This window comes from Pseudomonas sp. Sample_14 (genome assembly GCF_004307515.1).
Classification (GTDB): Bacteria; Pseudomonadota; Gammaproteobacteria; order Pseudomonadales; family Pseudomonadaceae; genus Aquipseudomonas; species Aquipseudomonas atacamensis.
Genome location: NZ_RCOC01000103.1, coordinates 72,495 through 89,187, shown reverse-complemented (window position 1 = coordinate 89,187; position 16,693 = coordinate 72,495). Strand labels below are relative to the sequence as shown.

At 61.4% G+C, this 16,693-nt stretch carries 13 protein-coding genes; 4 read left to right on the top strand and 9 right to left on the bottom strand.

What is annotated here, in order from left to right:
- Position 1 precedes the first annotated feature (1 nt).
- Complete coding sequence (locus D8U61_RS26825) at positions 2 to 877, top strand: metal ABC transporter substrate-binding protein (RefSeq protein ID WP_130928002.1); 876 nt, start codon at positions 2 to 4, stop codon at positions 875 to 877.
- Between the two features lie 81 nt (positions 878 to 958).
- Here D8U61_RS26825 and D8U61_RS26820 read toward each other — a convergent pair whose 3' ends face one another.
- The gene (locus D8U61_RS26820) at positions 959 to 1,477 is read right to left on the bottom strand and encodes a DUF3617 domain-containing protein (RefSeq protein WP_016772436.1); all 519 of its coding nucleotides are present in this window, start codon (positions 1,475 to 1,477) and stop codon (positions 959 to 961) included.
- Between the two features lie 131 nt (positions 1,478 to 1,608).
- Here D8U61_RS26820 and cls point away from each other — a divergent pair, with 131 nt between their 5' ends.
- Complete coding sequence (cls, locus tag D8U61_RS26815; RefSeq protein ID WP_024014864.1) at positions 1,609 to 3,048, top strand: cardiolipin synthase; 1,440 nt, start codon at positions 1,609 to 1,611, stop codon at positions 3,046 to 3,048.
- Between the two features lie 10 nt (positions 3,049 to 3,058).
- Here the strand turns inward: cls and cfaB are convergent, their stop codons facing one another.
- The 5 genes from cfaB to D8U61_RS26790 form a co-directional block, all read right to left on the bottom strand.
- Complete coding sequence (cfaB, locus tag D8U61_RS26810) at positions 3,059 to 4,246, bottom strand: C17 cyclopropane fatty acid synthase CfaB (RefSeq protein WP_122612801.1); 1,188 nt, start codon at positions 4,244 to 4,246, stop codon at positions 3,059 to 3,061.
- 186 nt (positions 4,247 to 4,432) lie between these two features.
- Positions 4,433 to 6,334, bottom strand: a complete 1,902-nt coding sequence (locus D8U61_RS26805) for a cation-translocating P-type ATPase (RefSeq protein WP_130928001.1) — start codon at positions 6,332 to 6,334, stop codon at positions 4,433 to 4,435.
- Complete coding sequence (locus D8U61_RS26800; protein ID WP_130928000.1) at positions 6,331 to 7,380, bottom strand: protease modulator HflK; 1,050 nt, start codon at positions 7,378 to 7,380, stop codon at positions 6,331 to 6,333. Before D8U61_RS26800 ends, D8U61_RS26805 begins: the two co-directional genes overlap by 4 nt.
- A complete protein-coding gene (locus D8U61_RS26795; protein WP_125927532.1) occupies positions 7,377 to 8,426 on the bottom strand; it encodes a protease modulator HflC in 1,050 nt (349 codons plus the stop codon). The genes D8U61_RS26800 and D8U61_RS26795 overlap by 4 nt, the downstream gene beginning before the upstream one ends.
- The gene (locus tag D8U61_RS26790) at positions 8,423 to 10,384 is read right to left on the bottom strand and encodes a protease modulator HflK (RefSeq protein WP_130927999.1); all 1,962 of its coding nucleotides are present in this window, start codon (positions 10,382 to 10,384) and stop codon (positions 8,423 to 8,425) included. The genes D8U61_RS26795 and D8U61_RS26790 overlap by 4 nt, the downstream gene beginning before the upstream one ends.
- Positions 10,385 to 10,594: 210 nt before the next feature.
- On the opposite strand from D8U61_RS26790, the gene lpdA reads away from it, so the two are divergent.
- Positions 10,595 to 11,995 carry a dihydrolipoyl dehydrogenase gene (gene lpdA / locus D8U61_RS26785; protein WP_130927998.1) on the top strand — a complete coding sequence of 467 codons (1,401 nt, stop codon included), beginning with the start codon at positions 10,595 to 10,597 and terminating at the stop codon, positions 11,993 to 11,995.
- Positions 11,996 to 12,095: 100 nt separating this feature from the next.
- On the opposite strand, the gene D8U61_RS26780 is transcribed toward lpdA, so the two are convergent.
- The gene (locus tag D8U61_RS26780; protein ID WP_024014870.1) at positions 12,096 to 12,569 is read right to left on the bottom strand and encodes an Lrp/AsnC family transcriptional regulator; all 474 of its coding nucleotides are present in this window, start codon (positions 12,567 to 12,569) and stop codon (positions 12,096 to 12,098) included.
- A gap of 145 nt (positions 12,570 to 12,714) precedes the next feature.
- On the opposite strand from D8U61_RS26780, the gene D8U61_RS26775 reads away from it, so the two are divergent.
- A complete protein-coding gene (locus tag D8U61_RS26775; protein ID WP_125927535.1) occupies positions 12,715 to 13,344 on the top strand; it encodes a LysE family translocator in 630 nt (209 codons plus the stop codon).
- Here D8U61_RS26775 and D8U61_RS26770 read toward each other — a convergent pair.
- Positions 13,341 to 15,476 carry a hypothetical protein gene (locus tag D8U61_RS26770; protein ID WP_130927997.1) on the bottom strand — a complete coding sequence of 712 codons (2,136 nt, stop codon included), beginning with the start codon at positions 15,474 to 15,476 and terminating at the stop codon, positions 13,341 to 13,343. The genes D8U61_RS26775 and D8U61_RS26770 overlap by 4 nt on opposite strands.
- Positions 15,463 to 16,647 carry a DUF3142 domain-containing protein gene (locus D8U61_RS26765; protein ID WP_125927537.1) on the bottom strand — a complete coding sequence of 395 codons (1,185 nt, stop codon included), beginning with the start codon at positions 16,645 to 16,647 and terminating at the stop codon, positions 15,463 to 15,465. The genes D8U61_RS26770 and D8U61_RS26765 overlap by 14 nt, the downstream gene beginning before the upstream one ends.
- Positions 16,648 to 16,693 lie beyond the last annotated feature (46 nt).

Here is a 16,693-nt window from a genome sequence, read left to right as displayed (position 1 = left end):
GATGCGCGCTCTACTCGTGCTGTTCAGCCTGATGCTGTCGATGTCATTGTCAGCCGCCGAAAAACTGCCGGTGGTCACCAGCTTCAGCATCCTTGCCGACATGGTTCATCAGGTCGGCGGCGAGCACGTTGAGATCACCAACATGGTCGGCGCGGATGCCGATGCGCATACCTACGAGCCGACCCCGGACGATGCCAAGGCGTTGCTCAAAGCCAAAGTGATCATCAAGAACGGCCTCGGTTTCGAGCCTTGGCTGGATCGCCTGGTGACCAGCACCGAGAGCAAGGCAACGGTGATCAGTGCCAGTCGCGGGGTGATTCCACGTTCGCTCGATGAGGACGGCGAAACCGTTCCCGATCCACACGCCTGGCACAATCTGGCGAACGCCGAGTTGTACGTCGCCAACATCACCAAGGCGCTGATCGCCGCCGACCCGGCCAACAAGGCTGACTACGAGCGCAACAGCCAGACCTACCTCAAGCAGATCTACGCCCTGCTCACCGAAGCCAAAAGCAAACTCGGCGCGCTGCCGCCGGGCAATCGCAAGATCGTCACCAGCCACGACGCCTTTGGCTATCTGGGTCAGGCCTATGGCATCGACTTTATCGCGCCACAGGGTTTGTCCACCGAACGCGAACCCTCTGCCGCCGAAGTGGCTGCGCTGATCACGCAGATTCGCCAGGCCAAGGTCAAAGCGGTGTTCATGGAAAACATCAAGGACGCGCGCCTGCTCAAGCAGATTGCGGATGAAAGCGGCGCGCACATTGGCGGCACGTTGTACTCGGATGCACTGGCGGCGAGCGGACCGGCGAGCACCTTTACCGGGCTGTTCGAATACAACCTCAATACGCTGTACAAGGCGTTGAGTCAGCCATGACTTGAGGTGCACTTCCGATCTATTCGCGAGCAGGCTCGCCCACAGTTGGAATGGGTTCCAACTGTGGGCGTCGCAGAGGGTTCAAGCGCGGGGTTTTACCGTGCCGCAATCCTGACCCAGCCACACCGCACGGGTTTCCAGGCTGCCCTTCTGGTTGATGCCGATGGCGTTGAAGGTGCCATTGGCGACGGTGGTGAATTCGCGGTCACTGAGGAATGTCGCCACACCGGTGCCTTGGGCCTTCGGGCAGCTGAAGCGGAATTTCCACTGGTTGCCGGTGCGCTCGGTGATCTGCTGCTTGCAGCCCGATTGCGGGTCGGCCAACGGGATGTCGTTGGTCGCCACCTGCTGCGGCGTCAGGCAAGCGCGGATGCCTTTGCCGCCGATGTTGATGCCGTTTTTCTCCAGCGCCGCGCGCTGCTGCGGGGTGATCTGGCCTTGAATCTGGCCAAGAATCGATTGCACATCCATGGCCTGATCATCGACCTTCAGATTGCTCGAAGACATTTCCCACAACCCCGGCTGCAGCATTTGCGCCTGCGCAACCACCGGCAATGCCAAACCCAGGCCCAGCGCCAAACCCAGCAGACGAACGTTCATCGAGTAACTCCTGATCAGTTGTGGCCGTTAGACGCCGGCCGGTTGCGTCGGTTCATGCACCGATTAAATAGAGACATTCGCCGCAGAACATGGTCTGTTAAGCATTGCATCTCGCGGAGCAAGGCTGCCCCATGGATTTTTTCGGACCGCACATTTTCGGTTACCTGATCGCCCTGTTGCACACACTCGGTTCGATCGCTGCGATCCATGCGGTGCTCACCGTGCGCACTGCGCAAGGCTCGATCGCCTGGGCATTGTCGCTGATCTTCATTCCCTACCTCACGCTTATTCCATATCTGGTATTTGGTCGCAGCACCTTCGATGGCTACATCAAGGCGCGGCGCCAGGCCAACGAGCAGATGCGTCTGGCCATTTCCGAATTGAACTGGCGCCCGTGGGTGGAAGAAGCCTTGGCCGCTCGCGCGTCGAGTGCCTACGCCTCACTGCGCGCAATGCCGAAACTGGGGCGCATGCCGTGCCTGGCGAACAACGAGGTGCAACTGCTGGTGAACGGCACCGCGACCTTCGATGCGATTTTTCAGGCGATCGCACAAGCGAAGGAAGCCGTGCTGATCCAGTTCTTCATCATTCACGACGATCGGCTCGGCCAGCGCTTGCGTGATCTGCTGTTGAAGAAAGCCGCCGAAGGCGTATCAATTCATTTGCTCTACGACCGCATCGGCAGCCATGCCCTGCCCCATCATTACGTGCAGGCGCTACGTGATGCCGGCGTCGAGGTCAAAGCCTTTGCCACGCGCAGCGGCTGGCTCAACCGCTTTCAGGTCAACTTCCGCAACCACCGCAAAATCGTTGTGGTTGATGGCGTAGTCGGCTTTGTCGGCGGGCATAACGTCGGCGATGAATACATGGGTGAGAAGCCACCATTGGCGCCGTGGCGTGACACCCACGTCAAAGTCCGCGGGCCGGTGGTGGCCTGCATGCAGGAATCGTTCGCCGAAGATTGGTTCTGGGCTGCTCGTACTCTGCCGCCGTTGATCCTTCCGGATGCGTATCCGGAGGACGGCGTGCTTTGCCAATTGCTCGCCAGCGGCCCGGCGGATGCCTACGAAACCTGCTCGCTGTTTTTCGTCGAAGCCATTCACGCAGCAACGCAACGCGTATGGATCACCAGCCCTTACTTTGTCCCGGACGAAGCGGTATTTGCCGCGCTAAGGCTGGCAGTGTTGCGCGGTGTTGATGTGCGCCTGCTGTTGCCGTCGCGGCCTGATCATCGCATCGTCTATGCCGCCTCCAGCCTGTATGCCTTCGAGGCGGTGCGTGCCGGCGTGCGGGTGTTCCGCTATCGACCGGGTTTTCTGCATCAAAAAGTGGTGCTGATCGACAGCGAAATCAGCGCCATCGGCAGCGCTAATCTGGATAATCGCTCGTTCCGCCTGAATTTCGAAGTGATGTTACTGACCGTCGACAGCGAGTTCGCCGCCGCTGTGGAACACATGCTCAATGACGATTTCGCCCTGGCCGATGAAGTGGCCAAAGAAGAAAGCCGGGAGATCCACCGCCTGCAACAGGTCGGAATGCGGATCGCCCGGCTGATTTCGCCGATACTCTGAGCGCCCCGTTTCAGGGGTGGTAGATGTCGTCGCGGGTCCAGGGCAGTTCGTGGCTGCCATCCGGATGCGCTTTCACGGCGAGGATCTGATGCAGATTGATCCAGCCCCGGGCAAAGGCGTACGCGCAACCGGCCAGATACAGACGCCAGATACGCAGTGCTTGCTCAGGCACCAGTTTCGCCGCAGCTTCGAGGTTATCCTCCAGTCGCTCACTCCAGTGATCGAGCGTGCGCGCGTAGTGCAGGCGCAAGCTTTCGACATCGACGATTTCCAGCCCGGCTTCACTGATCTCGGCTGAGATCATCGCCAGATGCGGCAACTCGCCGTTGGGGAACACGTATTTTTCGATAAAGTCGCCAGCGCCGCGTCCAACCGGGCGGCCATCGGTGTGTTTGGCGGTGATGCCGTGGTTCATCACCAGGCCGCCCTCTTTCACCGCGCCAAACAGCGTTGCGCAATACTCGGCGAGATTGGCATGACCAACGTGTTCGAACATGCCGACGCTGACAACCTTGTCGAAGCGGCCGTCCTGCGGCAGATCGCGATAGTCGAGCAATTGCAGTTCGACCTGATCTTCCAGACCCTCGGCCTTGACCCGCTCCTGCGCCAGCGCCAACTGCTCCTTGCTCAAAGTAATACCGAACACCTTTACGCCGAACTCTCGCGCCGCATACCGCGCCAGACCGCCCCAACCGCAGCCGACATCCAGCAAATACTCGCCCGGCTGCAAGCGCAGCTTGCGGCACAGATGGCGGAATTTGGCTTGCTGCGCCTGTTCGAGGGTTTCGCTACCGGTTTCGAAATAGGCACAGGAATACGCCATGTCGCTATCCAGCCAGAGCTGGTAGAACGCATTCGACAGGTCGTAGTGATAGGAAATGGCTTTGGCGTCGGTGTCTTTGTCGTGATGCGCACGCACCGGCTGACTGCCTTCGTCTTCGTCGAGCAGCGCATTGCTCAACTCGTCGCAAACCCGAATGACCTCGCTGATCGAGCCCTCCAGTTCCAGCTTGCCTTCGACGAACGCCGCACCCAGCGCATCCAGGCTTGGGTGGGTGAATTGAGTAACCATCTGCGGGTCCTTGACGACGATGGTTACGCTGGGCGTCGGGCCCAGATTGAACTCGTGGCCGTCCCAGAGTCGCAGGCGAAGCGGTAACTGCAGATTCTGTAAGGCCGGTGGAAGTTGCGCGAGCATGGAAAATCCCCCCTTGTTTCAGACGTCTGATCTGAGGGTAGACCAACCTGGAAAAATAGCAGGCTATCGATTCGATCGGCCTTGTCTATCGTGATCGGCACATCGGCTGAACGCCACAGACGACGCGTCTTACGATAGATGACTGCCTGCGCACTCGGCGGTTCGATGAATTTTCTTTCATTTATCCTAAGCGTCGAGCCTGAGCAATGGCTCCTGAAAGCGCAGCAAACGTCCGGCGTTGCCCAATACCAACAAGGTACTCAGGTTATGCAGCAGCGCCGCGATCATCGCCCCGGCCGCACCAAGCCAGCCGAACGCCGCGAAGACCACGATGGCCAGGGTCCAGCCGAGGCCGATGATCACATTGACCTGCAAAGTACGCCGGCACTGACGACTTAAGCGCACGCAGGTACCCAGGCGGCGCAAATCGCTGCCGATCAAGACGATGTCCGCCGACGCCAGGGCAATGTCAGCGCCGCCAGCACCCATCGCCACGCCGACCACGCCGGCCTTGAGCGCGAGTGAATCGTTGATGCCGTCGCCTACTACCATCGGGCGGAAGCCGTGATCGATTTCCTTCAGTACGCGATTGAGTTTGTCCTCCGGAAGCGCTTGCGCTTGGACTTCGTTCAGCCCGACTTCCTGCGCCAACGTTCGCGCAACGCTCTGGCGATCCCCCGTCAGCAGGAGTTGGCGTCCCAGCCCCAATTCGCGTAACTCGTTCAAGGCAAAGCCCGCTTCCGGTTTGATGCTGTCGGCGAGCAAAAGCCAGGCGAGAAATTCACCGTTCAAAGCCAACCCGGCAATCGGCCCATCGTGCTCAGGAACAAGGGTGGTTGTGATACCCAGTTGCGCGAACAACTCTGGACGACCGAGCGCGGCATCGCCCTTTTCTGTCGTCGCCACTACGCCCAAGCCTTGGCGCTCATGGATGTTGGTCAGAGGCCAATACGCTTCCTGGTCAACCAGCCCAGCGAGTGCTCGGCTCACCGGATGACTGCTTGCCGCGCCAAGACTGGCGGCCAGTGTCTGCACTTCGGCGGTGTCCGCATCCGGGCTGTCGATCGACTGCAAACGCAAGGTGCCGTACGTCAGCGTGCCGGTCTTGTCGACCACCAGCGAGGTCAGATCGGCGAGTTCTTCGAGGAACGCCGAACTGCGAATCAGAATCCCGTGACGCGCGGCGACGGCAACACCGGCAATCGCCGTGGCCGGCGCCGACAGCACCAACGCACACGGACACGCCGCCACCAACACCGCGAGCATCGCCTGTGCATCATGGGTGACGAACCAGGTCACCGCCGCCAGCAACAAGACCAGCACCATGTAGCTGCCGGCATAGCGTTCGAGCAATCGCGTGATCGGCGGTTTCGAGCGCTCGGCGTTTTGCATCAGGGCGATGACTTTGCCCAAAGTGGATTCGTCGCCGGTGCGAGTGACTTCGACGCGCAGCAATCCATCGAGGTTGATCGCGCCGCCGAACACCAGCATCCCCATCCCCGCCTCCATCGGCACCGACTCACCGGTAATCGACGCGGTATCAAGGCTCGCCTGCCCCGATAAGACCCGACCGTCCGCCGGCACACGATCACCGGCCCGCACCTCGACAACATCGCCAGCGCTGAGCGTGCCGTTGTCCACTTCAATGATCGAACCATCTGCTTGCAGCTTGCGCGCATGGCTGCGGGTCAACTGGCCAAGCGCATTGATCGCTTCCTGGGAGCCGATCACGCTGCGCTCCTCGAGCACATGGCCGAAGATCATGATGATCGGCAACAACGACGCGGTGAGCAGATCACCGGTCGCCCATGCACCGAGCATGGCCAGCGCGATCAACTGATCGGTGATGCCGTGCAGGCTCGGGTAACGCAGGCTGTACCAAGCCGAACGCATCACCGGAACCGCTACGAGCAACGAGGCGAAACCGAGCAGCAACTGGCTGACACCGGTTTGCTCCGGGAGCATCCAGCGCCAGAGCAAACCCAGACCCAGCAACCCGAGCGCAAGCATCGCCAGGGTCAATTGGCGCGCGGCGCGACGTTGTTCGGCCGAGGACAACAGGCCTGGGGCAGCGGTGGTCGCCGTCATTGACTGGCTCCTTGAATGATCAACCGGGAATCGTCTTTCGGATTGACGGTGGTGACCGACCCGGCCTGACCGAGAATTTTCGGCAGGCGTTCGCGATACAGACGCAGGAGCATTTGCGGGTCGGTAGACGTGGCCAGACTCGAGACGGTTGCGGTATCGGTCGAGGCTTTGGCAAGACGCTCGCCCGCCTGCGCGTGAGCTACCTGCAGCGTGCGGTCTGCCTGTTCGTTGGCGGACTGGGCAAGTTTCTCGGCATCGGTGCGCGCGTTAGCCACTGCTTTGTCAGCCTGCTGACTGGCCGTCAGAACCGCATTGAAGGCACTGACCGCTGGCTCCGGCAGACTTGATTGCACATCCACCCGCGACACCTCAATGCCAATACCCTGGCCGCTCGCCTTCAGTTCAGCGAGTCGCGCGTTGATGCCTTGCACCAGATCACCGCGCAATCGCTCACGACGCTCGGCCGCCTGATTGTCGGCGCCGATCAGTTCCGGGCGAGCGACCAGAATGGTGTCGAGATCTCGCGCGGCGGTCAGGGCCACGGCGCTGCGCGTCACCAGCCGATCGAGTGCTGGCAGCACATGTTCGCCCTGCAACACGAACGCATAGGGATCGGAGACTTGGTAAAACACTCGCACGTCCAGTTGCACTACGCCGGCATCGCCGGTCAATAAGTAACCAGACCCGGCGAGTGCATCACTCAATGGCGTGGCGAAGGACGCCACCCGGTCAGCCGTCAACGCCTCGTCACTGCGCAACAGATTTTCCACTCGGCGCTCGATCATCCGATCCGCCGCCGGCAACAGAACCACCTGTTCAAAGGGTTGCGGCCACGCCCATAACAGCCCGGCATTCTGAACGCGATCCAGCGCGCCGAAGTGCAGCACCACGGCGCGGTTCTGCGGATCAATTTGCCGGACATTCGAGAACACCCATGCCAGTGCGGCCAAAACAGTGATCGCATACAGGGCGATGAAGGTCAGACGACCGGCCTGAATCCACGGACTGTTCAACGCATGTGTTCCACGTGGAACTTCTTCGCTCATGGCTGCGATCCAGCTTTGTTGTCGAGCGTCGGTGGGCCGTCGACCAATACGCGGAAAGGTGCGGCATCGGTGCGCAGAATCAATTTGGTGTCCGGCGTGACGATGGTGCCGAGGGTATCGAGGGAGCGCAGCAAGTTGTAAAGCTGCGGCGAACTGGCGTAAGCGCGCCCATAAATCTGCGCAGCCTCGACCCGGGATTGCGCTTCGATATCGGCGGCTTTCACCGTCGCATCGGCCTGGACGATCCGCGCATCGCGCTCGGCGGCGGAGCGAATTTGCGCCGCTTCGCGTTTGCCGATCGCTGTACGTTCCGTAGCAATAGTTTCACGCTCGGCACGCATGCGGTCGACCGTGGCGCTGAGCGTGACCGATGGCAAAGTCAAACGCTCGATACCCACCTGCACAACGCGCACGCCATATGTAGCAAGCAACTGTTGATCGATCTGCTGACGCAACTGCGTTTCAAAATCGCCGATGCGCACTTGTTTGGCATCAGTGTTGACCAGATTCGCCAGATCGAAACTGCTGGCCGTGGTCTCCAGCGCTGAGCCGACAAAGGTTCGAATCTGCCGCGCCGCTTCGTCCGGCTGATTCTGCACGGCACGCATGAAACGCTGCACGTGTTCAGGATCACCCTGCACCTGCCACGCCACGTAGGCCTGAACGATGATGCGCAAACCGTCCTTGGTGCCGACGTCCTGCAAACCACTTGAGGTGGTACGTAGACGCAAGTCCACCGGGATTGCCGCTTCGAACGGTGCCGGCCAGCGCCAGCTCAAACCGGGATCAAGCAATACCCGCGAAGGATTACCGAAACGGGTGATGACCGTGGCTTCACCGGAGCGCACTTGCACCAGACTTGCGGCGGCAATGGCAAACGCCACCAGCAACGCAGCCCAGCCCATACGCCGCCACGGAAATGGTCCGACTTCTGGCACCTCGCCGTGATGGTGGTGATGCCCATGATGATGGTGATGCCCGCCGTGGCCGTGGCCGTGGTCGTGGCCGCTGTGGTCGTGAACGTCATGAACAGGCGACTGGCTCAATGGGTGGCTCCTGGTTGAGCGGTGGTACGGGCGGGCGACGGATCAGTCGGCAGTGTGAAAGTACGCAGATCGATGGTTGGCGCATTTGCGCTCCCGCCAAGTCGATGATCGAGTATCAGCAACCTGGCTTTACTCAAGCCCTGACTGAGCTGGCTGAGATATTGCTCCAGCACGAAGGCCTGGCCAGCACTGGCGAAGGCTTTCTGTTCGGCGCTGAATTTCAGGTCTGCTGTTTGCGCAACGGCGTTGATCTCCCGCGCGTTTGCCGTTGCCTTATCCCGCGCCGTACTCGCCTGCAACTGCGCCTCGTTAGTGGCCTGCGCAGCCGCCCCGCGTTCGCGAGCGATCAACGCCTGCGCGCCGATCTGCGCCGCTTGCACACTGTGGTAGGCATTCGCCGCGCCGGCCGGTGGATGAATCGCTTCGACGACTGTGGCAAGGATCTCCACGCCACTGTTCAATCTGTTCAGATCGCTTTGCACTGCGCGACCGATTTGCCCAGCCAGTCCAGCCCTGTCGTCGCCGAGCAGACCGTCGAGGGTGCGCGAGGCAAAATCGTGAACCAGGATGCGGCTGGCGGTGCTGCGAATCAGTGTCGGTACATCGGCGCTGTTATAAGTCGCGGCGAGTGCCGCCTCGTCGTTCAAACCGATGCGATAAACGAAGCGCACGTCCATGTTGACGATTTGCAGGCCCTGTTGCGCGCTGCGGCTGCTGGCGATGACCTGGGATTTGTCGTTGACGTGGCTGGCGTCCCACAAACGGTTGGCGGTCAGCGGCGCCGGGCCTTCAGCGGAATCGGACTGCACGGCGATTGGCTTTTCGCCAACACTGGTTGCCAGTTCATGGACCACACCGTTTTCAACGGAGATCACACGCCCCAATGGCCAGGGCAAACCGGCATGCAAACCCGGGCCGAACACCTGTACCGGTTTACCGAAGCGCTCGTAGATGCCGCGACCGTGCAGAGGAATCTCATGTACGCCGGTCAGCAGCCAGCCGCTCAGGGCGACCACCGCCAGCACCGGCAACAAGGCCCGACGCATGTAACTGAAGGCCCAGATCTGCCGCAGATCGATGCCGAACCGATTGTGCATTTCATGCTGCAACGCCAGCCATGGCTGCGGCGGCCAGCGCAGCATATCGGCGATAAAACTGCGCGCCAGCAGGGGCGGTTCCAGTTGTTCACGCCGCGGGCTGAAGACAGACACTAACGCGCGCAGCAGCAGTTCGACGGCAACCAACATTGGCAGGACTGCGCTGAGCACCGCCACGCGTACCGGCCAGACTGCGCTTTCGCTGGCAAACAACAGACACAGCGCACCGATCAAGAGTGTGATGATCACCACCCGGGTCAGTTGCGCCAGCGCAGCCGCTTCCGGCCATTGCGCCGGCGGTTCCTGCGCCAGGTGCCGCTCCAGCACCAGCAGGGCAAACGCCAGCAACAACGCCAATGCCGCACCGATGCTCGCCGACAGCCCCAAGGCCGCCGCAGGCAACGTGAGATTCCACACCTGCTCAATACCAAGCAGAACCAGCAACGCCCAGCCGCCGAGCCACAACGTCTGCGCACCGATTTGTCCAAGCAGATGGCGGCTCTGCTGACTCAATCGCTCCAGCAGCCTTTCGTACCAGCCCTCGGCAGCGGCGCCCTCCTCCACGACGGTCGATTGCGAAGCGGGCGGATGCATCACCCGCGCGCGCCATTGCGTCACCCACCAGGCCGATTGCAGACCGGCGACGAGCACCAGCAACGCCGCGCTCTGATTGACCAACAACGGCAACCACAGGGACTGCGGCGCAAACAGGCCGACGAAAAACGCTAGCACCCAGCCCAACCCGGCCACTGCGCCAAGTCCATACGCCAACCGACGCAATTTGCGTGACTGCGCGGCTGCCTGCTGAAAGCGCGGCAGTCCAGTGACTGGCGTGGCGTCCAACTCAAGATCGACTTGCATAACACCCCGAAAATGTAGGCTCTGCGTTCATAGCGTTACGATATAACGCAAACTGTGAAATATTCGTACACAATTGTGCTTATTCAAAGATGCCGCAGCTGTCGCTTGCCTGAAGCCTTGACCGAAATGTTCGGCACAGCTCATATTACGCACATAATTTTTATCGCGACTAATCTTGGCTATCCCCTTCGAGCAATCTGGAGCAAGCGCATGAGCAACTATGACGTGGTAATTCTGGGCGGTGGCCCCGGCGGTTATAACGCAGCGATCCGCGCCGGTCAGCTTGGGCTCAAGGCCGCTTGCGTCGAAGGACGTGCAACCCTCGGCGGCACCTGCCTGAATGTCGGCTGCATGCCGTCCAAAGCCTTGTTGCATGCGTCAGAGCTGTACGCCGCTGCGGTGGGCACGGAGTTCGCCAATCTCGGCATCGAGGTCAAACCGACGCTGAACCTTGCGCAGATGATGAAACAAAAAGACGAGAGCGTCGCCGGCCTGACCAAGGGCATCGAGTTTCTGTTTCGCAAGAACGAAGTCGACTGGATCAAGGGTTGGGGCCATATCGACGGCCCGGGCAAAGTGACGGTGACCGACGCTCAAGGCAACAAGAGCGAGCTCAGCGCCAAGGACATAATCATCGCCACCGGTTCCGAGCCCACTCCCCTGCCCGGCGTAGAGATCGACAACCAGCGCATCCTCGATTCCACCGGCGCGCTGTCATTGAGTGAAGTACCCAAACATCTGGTAGTGATTGGTGCCGGGGTGATCGGCCTGGAGCTGGGTTCGGTATGGCGCCGACTCGGCGCGCAGGTCACCGTGGTCGAATACCTTGATCGCATCTGCCCCGGCGTCGATGGCGAGGCCGGCAAGACCTTGCAGCGCGCGCTGAGCAAACAAGGCATTGCCTTCAAATTGAGTTCCAAGGTCACCAGCGCCACCAGTTCCGCCACAGGCGTGCAGCTGAGTGTCGAGCCTGCCGCTGGCGGCACGGCTGAACTGATCGAAGCCGATTATGTGCTGGTGGCCATCGGGCGCCGGCCGTACACCCAGGGCTTGGGGCTGGAGAACGTCGGCCTCAGTACCGACAAACGCGGCATGCTCGCCAACAAGCAACATCGCACCGAAGCCGCCGGGGTCTGGGTGATCGGCGACGTCACGTCCGGCCCGATGCTCGCGCACAAGGCTGAAGACGAAGCCATGGCCTGCGTCGAGCAGATCCACGGCAAGGCTGGCGAGGTCAATTACGCGCTGATCCCCCACGTCATCTACACCCAACCGGAGCTGGCCAGCGTCGGCCAGACCGAAGAACAGCTAAAGGCCGAGGGCCGTGCCTACAAGGTCGGCAAGTTTCCCTTCACTGCCAACAGCCGGGCGAAGATCAATCACGAAACCGAGGGCTTTGCCAAAGTCCTCGCCGACGAGCGCACGGACGAAGTGCTTGGCGTGCATCTGGTCGGGCCGAGCGTGAGCGAGATGATCGGCGAATTCTGTGTGGCGATGGAGTTCAGCGCCTCGGCCGAGGACATTGCCCTGACCTGCCATCCGCACCCGACGCGTTCGGAAGCGTTGCGTCAGGCAGCGATGAATGTCGAGGGGATGGCGACGCAGATGTAGGTTCCAAACCTTGCCGCCGTCTTCGCGAGCAGGCTCGCTCCCACTTTGGAATGCGTTCCCCATGTGGGAGCGAGCCTGCTCGCGAATGGCGCCACCCGGTCTACAGCGGCAGATGGCCTAACGGCAACGCGCCCGGCGCTTTCACTGTGTGAATGGCAAAGTTGCTGCGAATATCGCTCACCCCCGGCAGTTTCAGCAGGTGCGCGCTGACAAAGCGGTCATAAGCGCGCAAGTCAGGCACCACTACCTGCAACAAAAAGTCCGATTCGCCGGACACCAGAAACGCTGAGACCACCTCAGGCAACGCAGTGACGGCCGCATAAAAAGCCTCGGCGCGTTCTTCGTTGTGCCGCTCGACCTTGACCCCGACAAACACCGTCAGCCCCAGCCCGACTTCATCGCGATCCAGATTGGCCTGGTAGCCTCGGATCACCCCCGCCTCTTCCAGCATGCGCACCCGGCGCAGACACGGCGAAGCCGACAGGCCGATTTCTTCTGCGAGCTCGACATTGCTCAAACGCCCGTTGCGTTGCAGCGCGGCGAGAATCTTGCGGTCATAGGCGTCGAGTTTCATCTTTGGCAGATTCCGATAGTCTGACGGTTGAAAACCAGCAGGTTATGCCAAAACCGCCATGGTTTGAAGCTGACTACGCAAGCACCTGCCCCGCCCCCTCGCTCTAGACTGGCGCGAGCAAATAAACAACGAATGGGGGTGGGATGTGGCAAGTCTGTGGCTGTTTATCCTGACGCTGGCTGTGGTTCTGCTACTGCCGGGACCGGACATGATCCTGCTGTTGCAAACCGGTGCGCGGCAAGGTCGAGGTGCGGCGCTGGCCACCGCGCTGGGCCTGGCCATCGCCCGCGGCTGCCACGTGGCTCTGGCGGCATTGGGGCTGGCTGCGCTGTTCAAAACGGCGCCGTGGACGTTTGACGTGGTGCGCATCGCCGGCGCGGCCTATCTGCTGTGGATCGGCATCCAGTGTTTCCGCAGCTCGCTGGTGCCGAGCCTGCAAGCCCAAGAGCAGGTACCTGCCCACGGCCAGTGGCGCGGTGCGATCCGTCGCGGTTTGCTGACCAACCTGCTTAATCCCAAGGCGTTGCTGTTCTGCTCGGTACTGTTGCCACAGTTTATCGTCAGCGGCGGCGCGCCGGTGCTGACACAGTTCGCCATGCTCGGCCTGGTGCTGGTCAGCGTCGGCCTGCTGTTCGACAGTGTTGTCGCCATGACCGGCGCGGCACTGGGCCGTTGGCTGCAACACAGTCCAACCGCCCAGCGCGCTCAGCAATGGCTGTTCGGCAGTCTGTTGATTGGCTTCGCCGTACGCCTGAGCTTCATTCAACAGGCCTAGCCTTTGCGCACCTTGCGCTGACGACGGGTGATCAGCAGTAACGCAGCAACAGCGACCAGGATGATCGCGCCGATGTGCACCGGCCACTTGTACGGTCGCAGCGTTTCACGCACGGCATCGGTCACCTGGGTGACGTAGCGCTTGTCGGCATTCTCAAAATCCGGGTAGGGGCATTGATTGCCGAAGTCTTGCGCCCACGGCACATAAGGGCCTTCCTTGACGTAGCGCTGATACAGCGCACTCTGGTCTTCAAGGCTGCTGTTCCAGCCGGCGGCATTGCACAACACCGCAGCAAACGCCTGACTGGTGTGCGGCAGGTTATCGGCGGCGCGACTGGCCAGTGCCGTGGCGACAAAACGATAGTGATAACGCAGATCCGGTTGCGCGGCGCTGGCCTGCTGGCGCTGCACTTCCGCCGTGGAAATCAGCGGGCCGACATCCAGCTTCGTGCTCTCCAGCGTGTAATTGCCGCCGAAGGTGGCGTAATCAGGGGCCATCTCATAACCGAGGATGTCCATGCCCCACTCCCGGGCCGTCCATGCGGCGTTGTACAACGCACTGGCGCGTTTGCTCGGCCACCACGCCGACTCGGCCTTGAGCCGTTGCTCGCCATAGAGCCGGGCCTTGTGCTGCAGATCGTCACTGGCGAAATAACCGACCGCTTCCTCGTATCGCCCCTCACGCAGCAAGCGTCGACCGAGCAGATTGCGCAGATTGGCGGCCACCGACAGCGGCACATAGTTGTCGCGCTCCTGCTGCGTCAATGGCGGCGGCGCCGGCACATTCTCATCGACGTACTGCTTGAGCTCATCGACCGTCAGCACCCGCTCGGCAACGGTGGCGGCATCGAACCAGTAAAGGCTGTTGCTGCGATACAGCTGCACGAACGCTTGCAGGTATTCGCCGCGTTGCAGCGCCAGGATCGCGCTTTCGCCCTCGACCCGGCATTTTGGCTGCACCGTTTCAAACGCCCAGTCCGGCGTGCGGCGATAACCCCAGTCTTCATTCTGCGGAAAGGCCTGGGCGGCTTTGGCGTAGGCGGCGGCAGCGGCAGTCGTGTCGCCGTCACGCACTGCCAGTTTTGCCCGCAGCCACCAGGCCAGTCCGCCGTCCTCGGCGTTTACCAGAAAGGCCTTGGCAGACGCGTAGTCGCCCTGTTGATAACTCATCGCCGCCAGTCGATCGGCATTGTCGAGGCTGCCACGGGTGCTGTTTTGCAGGAGTGTGACGAGTTTCTTTTCATTCGGCGGCTGCTCACCGAAAGACCAGCCCTGACGGCTGACCAGCGACGCCGTGACCAGTTGCTGCACTGCTGGCTGCTGGAGCAGTTTGGCCAGGTGAGATTCCGGCAATTCGGCCAGTTCGTTCATCAGTTGCTTGAGCGAGGTGTAACCGACGGACGAACCGTGCAGGTTCTGTGCTTCGTACAGTTCGATGGCGCCGCTCCAGTCGCCCGCGCTGCGCAACGCCCGCGCCTCTTCACCAAGGCTGGCAACGCCCAGTTCCAGCGGATCGCTGAAGCCGTCGATGCTCAGTTGCCGTGCCTGGCGAAAGGCATCGCGCGCCTGTTCCAGCGCTTCGATGCGATCGTGTGCCGCGTTGCTCATGGCAAAGGCGATGCGCCCGAGGGAATACGCCGCCCACGTGCTGCGCAACGGACGCTGGTCTGCCGGCAGCGCCAGCACCTTGTTGAAATACTCCGAGGCCAATTGATGGTCGCCAGTGGCAAAGGCCACCGCGCCGGCGACGTACAAGCGGATTTCCACCGGCAGACTGGCGCCCTGTTCCTCGGCCTGACGTGCATCGCTGAGCCCGCGCAGGCGCTTGACCACAGCGTATTGCTCGACGCTCAGGCCCACCTGCTCAGCCTGTTCGCGCGCCAGTTCTGACGCGTTGTCTTCGGCATAATCGTTGGGGTTGTGGGTCGCCGCTGTGACATTTTTCAGCCCGGCAATGGTTTTACCGAGGCGACTGACTTCGAAGCTGAAACTGCCTTCGGGCAGATCGGCGAGGGTCTGCGCGCGGTTGTCGAGCAGGCGCATCGGGAAGTCCGGGCCGCAGGCCAGCGCCGACCCCAGCGGCAGGCTGAGGCTCAGGCAAAGCAGATGGCGGGGCCAGTTACGGGTCAACATGCGAACCTCCTTGATCAATATGTGCACAACGCGCCCAACCGACAGCGCGCTGTCCGCCCGCCGGCAAGCGGCCGTCACGCAGGCGGGTGAAGGTAAGCAGATTGGCACTTTGTTGCAACGAGTAACCGGTGAGCGCATCGGCGCCTGCACAATCCCGCGCCTTTAGGGTGATTTGCGCGGGCCACGGGCTGTCGAGATTGCCGCGGTTATCGAGCTGGATGTCATACAAACCGCCCTGCTCTTTGAATGACAGGCGCAACTGACTGTTCAGCACATCTCCGCGAGCCACCGCGCGTAAAGTAGCCAGGCTCCAGGCGCGACGATCGTTGGCCAGCGGCAGGCGAAACCAGATCAAACCGGTCAGATGCTCAGGCGGATCCTCGCGCAAAGTCTTGGCCAATTGGCTGAGTTGCTGCGGATCGGCGAGCAACTCCCGGCGCTGCCCGCCGCGCTCCAGTTGCACTTCGCTTTCCACTACCGGCGCGCCACCGTCATCGCTCAACAGCGCAACGCCGTAGGCCGGCAGCGCCAGATAGAACGGTTTGTCGCTGACATGTGCCCAGGCCTTGGCCCACTTCAACGCCTGCCTGGCGTCGAAAAGACCCAGTCGCGGATCGCTCACGGCGTGGACTTGCAGCACGCTGCTGTCGACGCTTCGCAACAGCGCCGGCAACTGCGCGCTATCGAGCCAGGCCGGTAGCGCGGTGATGCTCAAAGGCAACGATGGCGGCAAGACCGCACGCAAGTGTTTGAGGAATTCAGCGTACACGGGCAGCCGTGCATTGCCGGCATCGTGGTCGATTTCGATACCGTTCAGCGTGAGGCCTTGCGCTTGCCAATCGGCAATGACCTGCAGAATCTGCGCGGTGACCTGCTGCTGGTCCAGCGACTGCAACTGGCCATCGAGGCGAATCACTGCGATCAGAGCGCGACCATCAGCTTTCAACAACGCCGGATCAACCCGCGCCCTGCTCCACCGCTCGCCGGGAAAGGCCTGCAACGCCAGCACGCGCAGGGTGGAGAAATCATGGCGACTGTCGCGCAATGCCGGCTCATGCGCAGGTGTCCATTGGCGTTGCCAGACGTAGAGCTGCTGGTCGAGGGCCGGTGCGGCGTGTTGCTCGCAACCTGCCAGCAAGACGCTAAGGATCAGACCCGCAATAAACCGCATACCTTGAAAAATCCCTGAAACCACAGGGCTGCAAGGTTACACAAAA

What these genes read in the sequence shown, in the direction of transcription:
- D8U61_RS26805 (WP_130928001.1), bottom strand. Translation starts at nt 6,334, where the DNA reads ATGACGGCGACCACCGCTGCCCCAGGCCTGTTGTCCTCGGCCGAACAA.
- D8U61_RS26820 (WP_016772436.1), bottom strand. Translation starts at nt 1,477, where the DNA reads ATGAACGTTCGTCTGCTGGGTTTGGCGCTGGGCCTGGGTTTGGCATTG.
- D8U61_RS26825 (WP_130928002.1), top strand. Translation starts at nt 2, where the DNA reads ATGCGCGCTCTACTCGTGCTGTTCAGCCTGATGCTGTCGATGTCATTG.
- D8U61_RS26770 (WP_130927997.1), bottom strand. Translation starts at nt 15,476, where the DNA reads ATGTTGACCCGTAACTGGCCCCGCCATCTGCTTTGCCTGAGCCTCAGC.
- D8U61_RS26780 (WP_024014870.1), bottom strand. Translation starts at nt 12,569, where the DNA reads ATGAAACTCGACGCCTATGACCGCAAGATTCTCGCCGCGCTGCAACGC.
- cls (WP_024014864.1), top strand. Translation starts at nt 1,609, where the DNA reads ATGGATTTTTTCGGACCGCACATTTTCGGTTACCTGATCGCCCTGTTG.
- D8U61_RS26800 (WP_130928000.1), bottom strand. Translation starts at nt 7,380, where the DNA reads ATGAGCGAAGAAGTTCCACGTGGAACACATGCGTTGAACAGTCCGTGG.
- cfaB (WP_122612801.1), bottom strand. Translation starts at nt 4,246, where the DNA reads ATGCTCGCGCAACTTCCACCGGCCTTACAGAATCTGCAGTTACCGCTT.
- D8U61_RS26765 (WP_125927537.1), bottom strand. Translation starts at nt 16,647, where the DNA reads ATGCGGTTTATTGCGGGTCTGATCCTTAGCGTCTTGCTGGCAGGTTGC.
- D8U61_RS26790 (WP_130927999.1), bottom strand. Translation starts at nt 10,384, where the DNA reads ATGCAAGTCGATCTTGAGTTGGACGCCACGCCAGTCACTGGACTGCCG.
- lpdA (WP_130927998.1), top strand. Translation starts at nt 10,595, where the DNA reads ATGAGCAACTATGACGTGGTAATTCTGGGCGGTGGCCCCGGCGGTTAT.